The 15,065-nt window shown below is 74.8% G+C and carries 2 protein-coding genes; both read right to left on the bottom strand.

What is annotated here, in order from left to right:
* Positions 1–8 precede the first annotated feature (8 nt).
* Positions 9–13,124: an SDR family NAD(P)-dependent oxidoreductase gene (locus tag ACGFZQ_RS14610; protein ID WP_393840651.1), complete on the bottom strand. Its 13,116-nt coding sequence runs from the start codon at positions 13,122–13,124 to the stop codon at positions 9–11.
* A gap of 360 nt (positions 13,125–13,484) precedes the next feature.
* The gene (locus tag ACGFZQ_RS14605; RefSeq protein ID WP_393840650.1) at positions 13,485–14,789 is read right to left on the bottom strand and encodes a cytochrome P450; all 1,305 of its coding nucleotides are present in this window, start codon (positions 14,787–14,789) and stop codon (positions 13,485–13,487) included.
* Between the last annotated feature and the right edge of the window lie 276 nt (positions 14,790–15,065).

Raw genomic sequence — 15,065 nt, 5'->3', positions numbered from 1 at the left:
AACCCCCTTCAGTTCGCGCCGAGTTCGCGGTCGATGAGGTCGTACATCTCCTCGTTCGACATCGGGTCGAAGTCCTCCTCGTGGCTGCTGAAGTCGCTGCTGGAGTCGCTGCTGACCTGCGCGAGCATCGCCCGCAGCCGCAGTTCGACGCCGGCCCGGTCGTCGTCGGCGTCCGTCCGGGACAGCCGCTCGGCGAGCCGGTCCAGTTCGGTGAGGAGGGGTGGTTCGGGGGGCGCGAGCCGGGTGCGCAGGTATGCGGCGACCGCGGCCGGGGTGGGCTGGTCGAAGACCAGGGTGGCCGGCAGCGCCAGTCCGGTCGCCTCGCCGAGCCGGTTGCGCAGTTCGATCCCGGTCAGCGAGTCGTAGCCGAGGTCGCGGAAGGCGTGGTCGGCGCCGATGGCGGCCGCGCCGGAGTGGCCGAGCACGACGGCCGCCTGCTCGCGTACCAGCCGTAGCAGGGTGCTGCGGCGTTCGGTGTCCGACAGCCCGGCCAGCCGCTGCGCCCAGGGGGAGCCGGACGGCTGCGACCCCGGTTCGGACGGGCCGTCCAGCACGCGCCGGGCCTCGGGGATCTCGGCGAACAGCGGCCTGCTGCGGGCGGAGGCGAACAGCGGCATGAACCTGGCCCAGTCGACGTCGGCGACCGACAGCCCGCTCTCGGCGCGTTCGAGGACGGTGCGCAGCGCGTCCAGCGCCGGTCCGGGGACGATCAACGGCAGTCCCTGGCGGCGTAGTTGGTCGGCGTCGACCCCGTCGGGGAAGCGCGCGCCGTCCCAGACGCCCCAGGCCACCGAGGTGACCGGCAGACCGGAGGCGCGGGCCTGCTCGGCGAGGGCGTCGAGTTCGGCGTTGGCGGCGGCGTAGGCGCCGTGGTCGCCGCTGCCCCACACCCCGGCGATGGAGGAGTAGAAGACCAGGGCGTCCAGTTCGGCCGGGTCGAGCAGTTCGACGAGGTGCCGGGCGCCCTGGACCTTGGCGGTGAGGACGTCGGCGTACTCGGTGAGGTCGGTGTCGGGCAGGGCGGCCAGCCGCATCAGCGCGGCGGCGTGCACCACGGTGCGTACCGTCTCGCCCTGCTCGCGCAGTCCGGCCAGCAGGGCGGCCACGGCGGCCCGGTCGGCGATGTCACAGGCGTGCGCGGTCAACCGGACGCCGAGGCCGTCGAGTTCGGCCGTCAGTTCGGCGATCCCGTCGGCGCCCGCGCCGCCGCGGCTGACCAGTACCACGTGCCGTACGCCCTGCGCGGCGAGCCAGCGGGCGACCTCCGGGCCGAGCGCGCCGGTGCCGCCGGTCACGAGCGCGGTGTCCCGGGCCCGCCAGTGGCCGGTCGCGCCGCCGTCGAGCGGGGCGCGCACCAACCGCCGTAGCAGTGTGCCGGATCCGCGCACGGCGAGCTGGTCCTCCTCGCCCCAGCCGCCCGCGAGCGCCCCGCGCAGCTGTTCCAGCGCGGCCTCGTCGAGTTCGGCGGGCAGATCGATGAGGCCGCCCCAGAAGGCCGGGTGTTCCAGCATCGCCACCCGGCCCAGGCCCCAGACCTGGGCCGCACTCGGTTCGCGCAGCGGATCGGTGGCGTCGGTGCTCACCGCGCCGGAGGTCACCAGCCACAGCGGCACCGTCGCGTCCAGTTCGCCGAGCGCCTGCACCACCGCCAGGGTGGCGGCCACCCCGGCGGGCACCACCGGGTGGTCCGGATGCGGGCGGCGGTCGGCGGCCAGCAGCGACAGCACCCCGCGCGGGGGGTGCTCGGCCAGCGCACTGCGCAGCCGGTCGGTGAGTCCGGCGCGGTCGGCGTGCTCGGTGTCCACGGTGAGGGTCCGCACCGGAAGGCCCCCGGTGAGCGTCTTCAGCCAGTCCTGGTCGGCGCCGGAGGCGGGCACCAGCGCCAGCCACTCCCCCTCCGGTCCGGTGCGCTCCGGCGGGCCCGCGGGCCGCCACTCGACGCGGTAGCGCCAGGTGTCGGAGCGGGGTCCGGCCTGCTCGGCCAGCCAGTACCAGCGGTGCTGGAAGGCGTACGTGGGCAGGTCGACCCGTCGGGCACCGGTGCCCTCGAACACCTCGGCCAGCCGTACCCCGGCCCCGCGCACCTGTGCTTCGGCCAGCGACTGGGCGAAGCGCGGCCAGCCGCCGTCGTCGCGCCGCAGCGTGGCGAGTACGGCGGCCCGCGCGCCGGCTGCGTCCACCGTCTCCTGCACGCCGGGAGCGACCACCGGGTGCGGGCTGATCTCGATGAAGGTGCCGATCCCGGCGTCCAGCGCGGCCCGCACCGCGTCGGCGAACCGGACGGTCTGACGGAGGTTGGTGTACCAGTACTCGCCGGTGAGCTCCCGGGTGTCCAGCCGCTGCCCGGTGACCGTGGAGTACAGCTCGGTGCGCGCCGCCTGCGGACTGATCCCGGCGAGCAGTTCGGCCAGGCTGTCCTTGACGGCGGTGACGTGGGTGGAGTGCGAGGCGTAGTCCACCGCGATACGGCGGGCCCGAACCCCGCGCTCCGCACAGGCGGCCCGTAGCTCTTCCAGGGCGTCCGGGTCGCCGGAGACGACGGTGGAGGTGGGGCTGTTGACCGCGGCCACGCCCAGCCGGTCGTCGGTGAACAGGGCCCGCACCTCGTCGGCGGGCAGCGCCACCGACATCATGCCGCCCTTGCCGGACAGTTCGGTCAGCGCGCGGCTGCGCAGGCACACCACCGCGGCGGCGTCGGCCAGTGACAGTGCCCCGGCCACGCAGGCGGCGGCGATCTCGCCCTGCGAGTGGCCGATCACCGCCTCCGGTTCCACGCCGTACGAGCGCCACAGCGCGGCCAGCGACACGTTGACCGCGAAGGTCACCGGCTGCACCACGTCCACCCGCTCCAGCGTCGGCGCGCCCGGCAGCCCGCGCAGCACGTCCAGCACCGACCAGTCGACGTACGCCTCGATCGCGGCGGCGCACTCGGCCAGCCGGGCCGCGAACACCGGTGCGGAGCCGAGGAGTTCCAGCGCCATCCCGGCCCACTGTGCGCCCTGCCCGGGGAACACGAACGCCACCCGCCGTGCCGTGTCGGCCGCGGTGCCGCGCACCACACCCGGGAGGTCACGGCCCTCGGCCAGCGCGCCGAGCCGCTCGCCCAGTTGCTCCGGATCCGCGGCCAGGACGACCGCTCGATGCTCCAGCGCGGCCCGGCCGGCCACGCTGGACCAGGCGATGTCCCGCACCGGGTCGCCGGGGTGCGCGGCGAGATGCGCCGCCAGCCGGGCGGCCTGCGCGCGCAGGGCCTCGTCGGTCTGCCCCGACACGACGACCGGCATCAGCCGAGGCTCGGTGTACGCCCGCGCCCCAGCGAACACCTCCGCCGGCCCGGCCTCGGCGAACACCTCGGCCTGTCCGGGCTCACCGGCCCCGTCGACTCGCCCGGCCTCGGCGGACACCTCGGCCTGCCCAACCCCGACGAACCCTTCAACCCGCCCGGCCTCGGCGAACACCTCGGCCTGTCCGGGCTCACCGGCCCCGTCGACTCGCCCGGCCTCGGCGGACACCTCGGCCTGCCCAACCTCGACGAACCCTTCAACCCGCCCGGCCTCGGCGAACACCTCGGCCTGTCCAGGCTCACCGGCCCCGTCGACTCGCCCGGCCTCGGCGGACGATTCCGGCTCCGCCTGCTCGATGACGACATGCGCGTTGGTGCCGCTGATGCCGAACGAGGACACGCCGGCCCGGCGCGGGCGGCCGCGTTCCGGCCACGGCCGCGCCTCCGTCAGCAGCCGCACCTCGCCGGACGTCCAGTCCACGTGCGGTGAGGGCTCGTCGACGTGCAGGGTGCGGGGCAGCACCCCGTGCCGTATCGCCTGCACCATCTTGATCACCCCGGCCACTCCGGCCGCGGCCTGCGCGTGCCCGATGTTGGACTTGACCGACCCCAGCCACAGCGGATCGCCGGCGCGGTCCCTCCCGTAGGTGGCCAGCAGCGCCTGGGCCTCGATCGGGTCGCCCAGCGGCGTCCCGGTGCCGTGGCCCTCGACCGCGTCGACGTCCTGGGCGGAGACTCCGGCGGCGGCCAGCGCGGTACGGATCACCCGTTCCTGGGAGGGGCCGTTGGGGGCGGTCAGGCCGTTGGAGGCGCCGTCCTGGTTGACGGCCGAGCCGCGCAGCACGGCGAGCACGCGGTGGCCGTTGCGGCGCGCGGCGGACAGCGGTTCCAGCAGCAGCAGGCCGACACCCTCGGACCAGCCGGTGCCGTCGGCGGCTCCGGCGAAGGGCTTGCAGCGTCCGTCGGCGGCGAGTCCGCGCTGCCGGGAGAACGCGGTGAACGTGGTCGGCTCGGCCATCACCGTCACTCCGCCCGCCAGGGCCAGTGAGCACTCACCGGAGCGCAGCGCCTGGGCCGCGAGGTGCATCGCCACCAGCGAGGAGGAGCACGCCGTGTCCACGGTCACCGCAGGCCCCTGCAGGCCGAGGGTGTAGGCGACCCGGCCGGAGGCGACGCTGCCGGCGGTGCCGGTGAGCAGGTGCCCCTCGACGCCTTCGGGCAGCTCCCGCAGCGTGGTGGCGTAGTCGTGGTACATGACGCCGGTGAACACGCCGGTCTGGCTGCCGCGCACCGAGGACGGGTCGATCCCGGCCCGTTCCAGTGCCTCCCAGGCGGTTTCCAGGAGGAGCCGCTGCTGCGGGTCCATGGCGAGGGCCTCGCGCGGCGAGATGCCGAACAGCCCGGCGTCGAACCGGCCGGCGTCGTAGAGGAAGCCGCCGTGCCGGGTGTAACTGGTGCCCGGGTGGTCCGGGTCGGGGTCGTACAGGCCGGTGACGTCCCAGCCCCGGTCGGTGGGGAACCCGCCGACGGCGTCGACGCCGTCGGCCACGAGGTCCCACAGGTCCTCCGGGGAGGTGACCCCGCCCGGGAAGCGGCAGGCCATGCCGACGACGGCGATCGGCTCGTCGGTGGCCACCACCGGGGCGGCGGCCGCCGGGGTGCTCGTGGCAGTGGCATCGCCGACGAGTTCGGCGCGCAGGTATCCGGCGAGTGCGGCGGGGGTGGGGTGGTCGAACACCACGGTCGCGGGCAGTCGTACGCCGGTCGCCCGGCCCAGCCGGTTGCGCAGTTCCACCGCGGTCAGCGAGTCGAAGCCGAAGTCCTTGAACGGGCGGTCCGGTGACAGCCCGCCGGGATCGGAGTGGCCGAGCACCACCGCCGCCTGGGTGAGCACCAGGTCCTGGAGCACCCGCAGCGGCTCCCCCTCGGCCAGTCGCCTCGGCAGCCCGTCGGCGCCGTCCGCCGCACCCTCCGTGGCGGCGGCGCGACGCACCACCGGCACCAGTGACCGCAGCACCGGCGACAGCACGCCCTCGGCCGCCCGCTCGCGCAGCGCCACCGGGTCCAGGCGGGCGGCGAGCAGCACCGGATCGTCCAGCGCGGTGGCGGTGTCCAACAGGTCCAGTGCGGTGGCGGAGTCCAGCGGCACCACACCGGCGCGGGCCAGCCGGGCCCGGTCCGTGTCGGCCATGCCCTCGGTCATGCCGCTGCTCTCGGCCCACAGCCCCCAGGCCACCGCGGTCGCGGGCAGTCCGGCGGCCCGGCGCTGGGCGGCCAGCCCGTCCAGCGCGGCGTTGGCCGCCGCGTAGGCGGCCTGCCCCGCGTTGCCCAGCGTCCCGGCCACCGAGGAGAACAGCACGAACGTCCTGAGTTCCGGGCCGGTGAGTTCGGCCAGATGGCGTGCGCCGTCCACCTTCGCCCGGAACACCTCGGCGACCCGTTCGGGGGTGAGCGCGGCCAGCACGCCGTCGTCGAGAACCCCGGCGGCGTGCACCACGGCGGTCACCGGGTGCTCGGCCAGCAGCGCGGCCACCGCGTCCCGATCGGCCACGTCACACGCGACCACCACCACCTCGGCACCCGACTCGCGCAGCTCGGCGACCAGTTCGGCCATGCCCGGCGCGCCGGCGCCGCGCCGGGAGGCCAGGACCAGACCACGCACCCCGTGCCGCTCCGCCAAGTGCCGTGCCACCAGGCCGCCGAGCGTCCCACTCGCCCCCGTCACCAGCACCAGGTCCTCGGCCGACCAAGGAGCGTCCCCGGCCGTCTCCGTCACCCGCGCCAGGCGCGGCACGAACACCCGCCCCGCGCGCACGGCCAGTTGGGCCTCCCCGGTCGCCGCCAGTCGGGGCAGCAGGGCCTCGGACGCGGGGTGGCCGTCCGTGTCGACCAGGACGAAGCGGTCCGGGTTCTCCGTCTGCGCACTGCGCACCAGGCCCCACACCGCCGCCGCATCGGGACCGACCGGCTCACCCGGGCCGGTGGCGACCGCCCCGCGCGTGAGCAGTACCAGCCGCGATGCGGCGCACCGCTCCTCGGCCGGCCAGCGCTGTGCCACCGCCAGGGCTTCGGTCACCCCGGCCACCGCAACGCCCACCACTGCGGGTACCGGCCCGTCCGGATCCAGGTCCGACAGCCACGCCCAAGGCCCGTCCTGCGCCGGGGGCGCCAGCGGAACCCAGCCGGTGCGGTACAGGTGGTCCCGGCGGCCGGCGGCGAGTTGTTCGGCGCTGACCGGGCGGAACGCCAGCGAGTCGATCGCCGCGACCGGGTTGTCCTCGGCGTCGGTCACGGTGAGGGAGACGGCTCCCCCGGCCGCGGGGCGCAGCCGCACCCGCGCCGCGGTGGCACCGGTCCGGTACAGCCGGACCCCGGTGAAGGCGAAGGGCAGCCGGGTGGCGGCCGTGTCGTCGGCCGGGACGGCCGCGTGCAGCGCCGCGTCCAGCAGTGCCGGGTGCAGTCCGTACGCTCCGGCGTCCGCCGTCGCCGGTTCGGGCAGGGCGACTTCGGCGAACAGGTCCTCACCGTGCCGCCACAGCCGGCGCAGGCCCTGGAAGACCGGTCCGTAGCCGTAGCCGAGCCGGGCCAGTGCCGGATAGCGGTCGGCCAGGTCGACCGGGGTGGCGCCCGCCGCCGGCCAGTCGCCGGTCGCCGGCGGGGATGCCTCCGTCATGCCGAGCCTGCCCGTGGCGTGGTGGGTCCACTCAGGGCCGTCACCCGGCCGGGAGTACACGTCCACGGCGCGGCCGCCGTCCTCGCCGGGCGCGCCGAGCACCGCCTGTACCCGTACGCCGGCGCGCTCGGGCAGGGTCAGCGGCGCGAGCACGGTCAGCTCCTCCAGCACCCGGCAGCCCGCCTCGTCGCCGGCGCGCACGGCCAGCTCGACGAAGGCCGTGCCGGGCAGGACGGCGGTGCCGAAGACGGTGTGGTCGGCCAGCCAGGGCTGCCGCTGCCGGGACAGCTCACCGGTCAGCAGCAGCTCACCGGTGGAGGCCACCGGCGCGGCGGCGCCCAGCAGCGGATGGGCGGTGGCGTCCAGCCCGAGCCCGGCGGGGTTCGTGCCGCCCGCCGGGGTGGGCAGCCAGTAGCGCTGCCGCTGGAAGGCGTAGGTGGGCAGCTCCGCCCGGTGGCCCAGGGCGCCGAAGGCGGTACTCCAGTCCACCCGGACCCCGCGTACCTGCGCCTCGGCCAGCGACCGCAGGAACCGGCCGGGGCCACCCTGGTCGCGGCGCAGCGAGCCGACCACCACGGCCGTGCTGCCCGCTGCCTCGACGGTGTCCTGGACGGCCGCGGTCAGGATCGGATGCGGGCTGGTCTCCACGAACACGCGGTGCCCGGCGCGGTCCAGTTCGCGGATCGTTTCCTCGAACCGGACGGTCTGGCGCAGGTTCCGGTACCAGTACTCGGCGTCCAGGGCCGCCGTGTCGAGCCGTTCGCCGGTCACCGTGGAGTAGAAGGGGATCTCGGCGGTGTGCGGCTCCAGTCCGGCGAGCCGGTCCAGCAGTTCGGTGCGGATGCGTGCCACCTGTGCGGAGTGCGAGGCGTAGTCCACCGCGACCAGCCGGGCCCGCGCGCCTTCGGCGGTCAGCTCGGCTTCGAGTTCCCGGAGGGCTCCGGGTTCTCCGGAAAGGACCACGGCCGCGGGCCCGTTGACCGCGGCGACCGACACCCGCCCGTCCCAGCGCGCCAGCCGCGGCTCCAGCTCGGCGACCGGGAGCGCCACCGACATCATCCCGCCGGCGCCGGAGAGTGCCCGGAGTGCGGCGCTGCGCAGGGCGCTCACCTTCGCGGCGTCGCGCAGGGACAGGGCCCCCGCCACACAGGCGGCGGCGATCTCCCCCTGCGAATGCCCCACCACCGCGTCCGGCTCCACCCCGAACGACCGCCACAGCGCCGCCAACGACACCATCACCGCGAACGACACCGGCTGCACCACATCCACCCGGTCCAGGGACGGCTGCCCCGCCTCACGGCGCAGCACACCCAGCAACGACCAGTCCACGAACTCACCCAGCGCCGAAGCACACTCGGCCAACCGCTCCGCGAACACCGGTGAGGAGTCCAGCAGTTCCACCGCCATCCCCGCCCACTGCGCACCCTGCCCCGGAAACACGAACACCGTGCGACCGTCGATGTCGGCGACCCCGCGCACCAGGTCGGGCGTCTCCTCGTCGGCGGCGAGGCTGCGCAGGCCCCGTACCAGGTCCGTGCGGTCGGTGGCGGTGAGCACGGCGCGGTGCGGCAGCGCGGCCCGGGTGGTCGCGGCCGCGCGGGCGACGTCCGCGAGAGCCGCCTCCGGCTCGCTCTCCAGGTGTGCGGCCAGCCGTGCCGCCTGCGCCCGCAACGCGGCCGCGGTCTGCCCGGACACCACCACCGGTACGGGACCGGACCGCAGTACCCGGTCCAGGCCGGATCGCACCACCGGCACCGGACCGGACTGCGGCACCGGATCCAATGCCGACGCGGGTTCCACCGGCACCGTCTCGGGCGCCTGCTCCACGATGACATGAGCGTTGGTGCCGCTGATCCCGAACGAGGACACCCCGGCCCGGCGCGGCCGTCCGCGCTCCGGCCACGGCCGCGCCTCCGTCAGCAGCCGCACCTCGCCCGACGCCCAGTCCACGTACGGCGAGGGTTCGTCCACGTGCAGGGTACGCGGCAGCAGCCCGTGCCGCAGCGCCTGTACGACCTTGATCACGCCCGCGACCCCGGCGGCGGCCTGCGTGTGCCCGATGTTGGACTTCAGGGAGCCCAGCCAGAGCGGGTCGCCGGCGCGGTCCCGGCCGTAGGTGGCCAGCAGCGCATGGGCCTCGATCGGGTCGCCGAGGGTGGTGCCGGTGCCGTGCGCCTCCACCAGGTCCACGTCCGCGCCGGACAGGCCGGCGGCGGCCAGCGCGGTGCGGATCACGCCCTCCTGGGCAGGGCCGTTGGGGGCGGTCAGGCCATTGGAGGCGCCGTCCTGGTTCACCGCCGAGCCGCGCAACACCGCGAGCACGGGGTGGCCGTTGCGGCGCGCGTCGGACAGCCGTTCCAGGACGAGCTGACCGGCGCCCTCCGCCCAGCCGGTGCCGTCGGCCGCCGCCGCGAACGACTTGCACCGCCCGTCGGGCGCGAGTCCGCGCTGTCGGGAGAACTCCACGAAGATGCCCGGCGTGGGCATCACCGTCACCCCGCCTGCCAGCGCGAGGGAGCACTCTCCCGACCGCAGCGCCTGGGCCGCCAGATGCAGTGCCACCAGCGACGAGGAGCAGGCGGTGTCCACGGTGACCGCGGGCCCGCGCAGTCCCAGGCTGTAGGCGACGCGGCCGGAGGCGACGCTGGCCGTGGTGCCGGTCAGCACATAGCCGTCGAGGCCGTCGGCGCCCTCGTGCATCCGGGGCCCGTAGTCCTGTGCCATCACCCCGGAGAACACTCCGGTCGCACTGTCCCGCAGGGACAGCGGGTCGATCCCGGCCCGCTCCAGTGCCTCCCAGGAGGTCTCCAGGAGGAGCCGTTGCTGGGGGTCCATGGCAAGGGCCTCGCGTGGCGAGATCCCGAACAGGTCGGCGTCGAACTCGGCTGCCCCGTAAAGGAATCCGCCGGTGCGCGCGTAGCTGCGGCCCGGCCGGTCCGGGTCCGAGTCGAAGAGCCCGTCGAGGTCCCAGCCGCGGTCGGTGGGGAAGCCGCCGACCGCGTCGGTGCCGGCGGCCACCAGGTCCCACAGGTCCTCGGGCGAGCCGACCCCGCCGGGGAACCGGCAGGCCATCCCGACGATCGCGATCGGCTCGGCGGCGGGCACAGCACCCGCAAGCAGCCTCTCGGTACCGGCGTCCCGCGCTGTCCCGGCGGCGAGTTCGGCGGCCAGATGCGCGGTGATCCGTTCCGGGGTGGGGTGGTCGAGTACGGCGGTGGCGGGCAGCCGTACCCCGGTCACGTCGGCCAGCCGCTGTCCCAGCTCCACCGTCATCAGCGAGCCGAAGCCCAGGTCCTTGAACGGGCGGCGCATGTCCAGCCGTTCGGCGGAGTCCAGCTCCAGTGCCGCGGCCACCTCGGCGCGCACCAGCGCGCGTACCGTCTGCTCCCGCTCGGCCGCGGGCAGCCCGGCGAGTCCCGAGTCCGGCCGGTCCTGCGTCCCGGTCTCCGGTGCGGCCGGTGCGGCGGGTACGGCGGGTACGGCGGGTACGGCAGGGGTCGCGCCGCCGGTGGCCGTCACCCCGGCGATCCAGTGCCGCCGCCGCTGGAAGGGGTAGGTGGGCAGCGGGATCCGCCGGGCCCCGGAGCCGTCGTAGAACCGCGCCCAGTCCACGGGGACACCGCGGGTGTGCACCCGGGCCACCGCGGTGAGCAGCGATCGCAGGTCGGGGCGTTCCCCGCCGGCCATCGCGGAGACGAACGCCACGTCCTCGGGCGCGCTGCCCGGGCCCATCGCGCACAGGGTGCCGTCCGGGCCCAGCTCCAGGAAGGTCCGGGCGCCGCCCGCGCAGGCGGTGGCGACGGCGTCGGCGAACCGTACCGTGCCGCGGGTGTGCCGGGCCCAGAACTCCGGCCAGTCGAGGCCGGTGACGTCCAGTTCGGCGCCGGTCAGCGAGGAGATGACCGGCAGGGTCGGGGGCCGCCAGTCGATCTGGGCGGCGGCCGCGCGCATCCCGTCCAGGATGCCGTCCACGTGTGCCGAGTGGCTGGCCATCGGGACCTGGATCCGCCGGGTTCGCCGGCCCCGCGCGGACCAGTGGCCCGCGATCGCCAGCGTGGCTTCCTCGTCCCCGGAAAGGACCGTGGCGGTAGGGCTGTTGAGGGCGGCGATCGACACCAGTCCGCCGGTCGCCTCGACGTCCGGCAGCAGCTCCGCCTCGGAGGCCTCGACCAGGATCATCGCCCCGCCGGGCGGGATGTCCTGCATCAGCCGGCCGCGGGCGGCGACCAGCGCGCAGGCGTCGGCCAGTGACATCGCGCCGGCGACGTGCAGGGCGGCCAGTTCGCCGAAGGAGTGGCCGAGGACCGCGTCCGGGGTGATCCCCCAGCTCTCCACCAGCCGGTACAGCCCTACCTGGACGGCGAACAACGCGGGCTGGGTGTACGCCGGTTCGTCCAGCAGGGCCGCGGCCGCCGAGCCCGCCTCGGCGAAGAGCACGTCGAGCAGTGGCCGCGGCAGGTGCGGGCGCAGTTCCGCGGCGACGGCGTCCACGGCGGCGGCGAACACCGGGTGTCGCCGGTAGATCTCCCGGCCCATGCCCGGCCGCTGGTTGCCCTGGCCGGCGAAGAGGAACACGGTCCGCCCCTCGACGGCCGTGCCGCGCACCACCCGGGCGTTCGCCGTGTCCCCGGCCAGCGCCGCGAGGAGCCCGGGCACCTCGTCCGCGGACTCGGCGACCAGCACGGCCCGCCGCTCCAGCGGGCTGCGCGTGGTGGCCAGCGAGTAGGCCAGGTCCACCGGGGACTCCGCCGACTGGCCCACCAGGCGGGCCAGTTCGGCCAGGGCCGCCGGTGCCCGTGCGGTCAGCGGTACCAGGACGGGACCGTCGTACCCCTCGGCGGGGCGCTCCGGTGCCGGGCCGGAGGCGGTTGGCTCGGTGAGCACCAGGTGGCAGTTGGCGCCGCCCATGCCGAACGAGCTGACCCCGGCGAGCAGCGGGCCCTCTGTCCCGGGCCAGGGGCCGGGCTCGGTGACGACCCGCAGGCCCAGCTCCGTCAGCGGGATCCGTGGGTTGGGGGTGCGGAAGTTCAGGCTGGGCACCAGTTCCCGGCGCGACAGGCAGAGCACTGTCTTGAGCAGTCCGGCGATCCCGGCCGCGCCCTCCAGGTGCCCGATGTTGGTCTTCACCGAGCCGACCAGCAGCGGCCGCTGCCGCTCGCGCCCGGCCACCGCGCCGGCCACCGCGCCGAGCGCCGCGGCCTCGACGGGGTCGCCCAACGGCGTTCCGGTGCCGTGCAGTTCGACGTAGTCGAGCTCGGCCGGGGACACGCCTGCCGCCGCGCAGGCGAGGCGCAGCACGTCCTGCTGGGCCTCCTGGCGGGGGGCGGTCAGCGAGTCGCCGCCGCCGTCGTTGTTGACGGCGCTGCCCCGGATCACCGCGTGCACGGTGTCCCCGTCGGCCAGTGCCGCCGACAGCGGCTTGAGCACCAGCACCGCGCCGCCCTCGCCGCGCACGAACCCGTCGGCCCGCTCGTCGAAGGTGTGGCAGCGCCCGTCCGGTGAGATCGCGCCGAGCGCCTGGGTGACGTCGTAGCCGTCCTGGGTGATGTTCAGGTTGACGCCGCCGGCCAGCGCCGTCGTGCACTCCCCCGCCGCGAGGGCCTGGCAGGCCAGGTGGACGGCGAGCAGCGCGGAGGACTGGGCGCTGTCCACCACCAGGCTGGGGCCGCGCAGCCGCAGGGCGTAGGACACCCGGTTGGCGATCATCGCCCGGTTGCGTCCGGTGGCCGAGTGCGGGCTCAGGCGGGCGCCGCGCAGGGTCGCGTAGTCGTCGTAGGTGGCGCCGACGTAGACCCCGGTGCCGCCCTGGCGGTCGCCGTCGCCCGGGACGATCCCGGCGTCCTCGAAGGCCTCCCAGGCCAGTTCCAGGACCAGCCGCTGCTGCGGGTCCAGTACGGCCGCCTCGCCCGGGGAGACGCCGAAGAACCCGGCGTCGAAGGAGTCGACCTGGTCCAGGAAGCCGGCCCGTACCGGTTCGCCGGAGGGCAGCACGGGTACCGCCGGGCCGTCCGGGTGGCAGCGCCGCGGACCGGGTTCGCCCAGCGCGTCCCGTCCGGCGCGGAGCAGCCGCCAGAACTCGGCGGGGTTTCCCGCCCCCGGCAGCCGGCACGCCAGTCCGACGACCGCCACCGGTTCCTGGTCGGCGGCGTTGCCCACTCGGTTACCCACGCGGGTCTCCCCCTCCACGTCGTCTCATCGAGGACACGTCTGGGCCGCCCGGCAGTCGGTGCTCCGGACGTCCACGGTTGCGCTGTGCCACGGGCAGGCCTGAGCGGCCCCTTGGCCTGAACGGCCCTTTGACCTGGACAGCCCGTCGAGTACACCCGGCAGCTGCGGCCGGCGGGCATGCCGCAGGCCCGGGCCGGGGCAGCACCGGGCCGATCGGATTGCGGGCGGGGCGCGGACCGGCGTCGGCACCGGTCCGTTTCAGGCTGCCGCGGTCACCACGTCGTGACCGTCGTCACCGGATCCCCCGCACGGCGGCCGGGGTGAGGGCGTCCGCCGTACGCGGCGGGACGCGGGGCCCGCTCAGGCGCGGACGAACTCCACGGGCACTCTCAGGGCCACCGTGTGCTTGCTGTTGTTGGCCCAGGGCACCGGACCGGTCAGCCGTACCTCGGCGACCCGGTCGAGCAGCACGCCGAAGAGTGTGCGCAGTTCGACACGAGCGAGGTCGACCGCGAGGCAGCTGTGCGGCCCCTGGCCGAAGGCCACGTGCGGGTTGGGGTTCCGGCGCACGTCGAAGGACATGGCGTCGTCGAACACGCTCTCGTCCCGGTTGGCCGAGGACCACCAGAGTGTCACCTTGTCGCCGCGGCCGAACCGGACGCCGTTGAAGGTGAAGTCCTCGGTGGCCGTCCGACGGTTGTACGGCGTCGGGGTGGACCAGCGCATCATCTCCTCGACCGCGCTGTCCAGCAGCGAGCGGTCCGCGCGCAGCGCCTGCCACTGTTCCGGCCGTTCGGCCAGGGCGAGCAGGCCGACCGCGATCACGTTGCGGGTGGGCTCGCTGCCGGCCAGGGTCAGCAGGTTGACGAACACCTCGCGCTCGTACTCGCGCAGGGGCGGTTCGCCGTGGCCCTCCGGGAGATCACCGGCGGCGATCACGGACAGGAAGTCCTGGGCCGGGTCGGCGCGCTTCTCGGCGATCAGTTTGACGCCGTACTCGTACATGGCCAGCAGGGAGGCCTGGCTGCGGGAGGAGGCCTCGCCGGACTCGCGGTCCTCGTAGCCCATCACGACCTCGGTCCAGTCGACGAACTGCGGCCAGTCCGCGCGGGGTATGCCCATCAGCGCGGCCATGACCTCGACCGAGTACCGACCGGCGACGTCGTTCTGGAAGTCGCAGGAGCCCTGCCCGACGACCTCGTCGATGATCGTCTCGGCGCGCTCGGTGATGGTCGGGGCCAGCGCTTCGAGGACCGGGCCGGTGACCGAGGGGCTGACGAGGTCGCGCAGCAGCCGGTGCCGTGGGTCGTCCATCATGTTCAGCATCGCGCCGGAGTAGGTGCCGGCGGGCAGGTCGTCGAGGTGGGTGCCGCCGCCCTCGCGGTCGCCGCCGCCCTGGGAGGACAGCAGCGGGTGGGCCGCGGCTTCGACCACGTCGGCGTAGCGGGACAGGACCCAGAAGTTCTCGCCGTCGCGGGTGCGGCCCGGCGGGTGCAGCAGGATCGGTGCTTCCCGGCGGAGCCGGGCGAAGACCTCGTGCGGGAAACCGGCACCGAACCGGTCCTGGTCGCTGAGATCGAACCCGCCGAGAACAGCGGGTAACTCGCTTTGGGAAACCTCGGTTGCGCTTCGCGATAACGGGAGGGCGGGCTGTTCCAATGACATTAGCTCTCCATTTTTTGCACTGACGTATCGAGGGACGTCAAAAGCAACATCAGTGTCACCCGATCGTGGAATTGGCGTCAAGCGGCCCTTGGAGAAGTTGGGCTGACGCTGGGATGTCCTTTAGGAAGGACCGGCAAGTAACGTCCCTGGCCACGGTAGTTGAGGACGGTCGCCACAACGGGGCACTCGGACTGTTGCATGGTGCAGGCGTACCGCACGACCGATGAGAGAACAAACCCCCCAAGGACAATCTGCTGTGCTACGACAAACAGCGTA

Origin of the sequence: Streptomyces sp. NPDC048254, assembly GCF_043201895.1 — a bacterium.
Lineage (GTDB): Bacteria > Actinomycetota > Actinomycetes > Streptomycetales > Streptomycetaceae > Streptomyces.
This window is presented reverse-complemented; position numbering and strand designations above follow the sequence as displayed.

Coding starts and splice junctions, on each gene's coding strand:
- ACGFZQ_RS14605 (WP_393840650.1), bottom strand. CDS start 14,789: ATGTCATTGGAACAGCCCGCCCTCCCGTTATCGCGAAGCGCAACCGAG.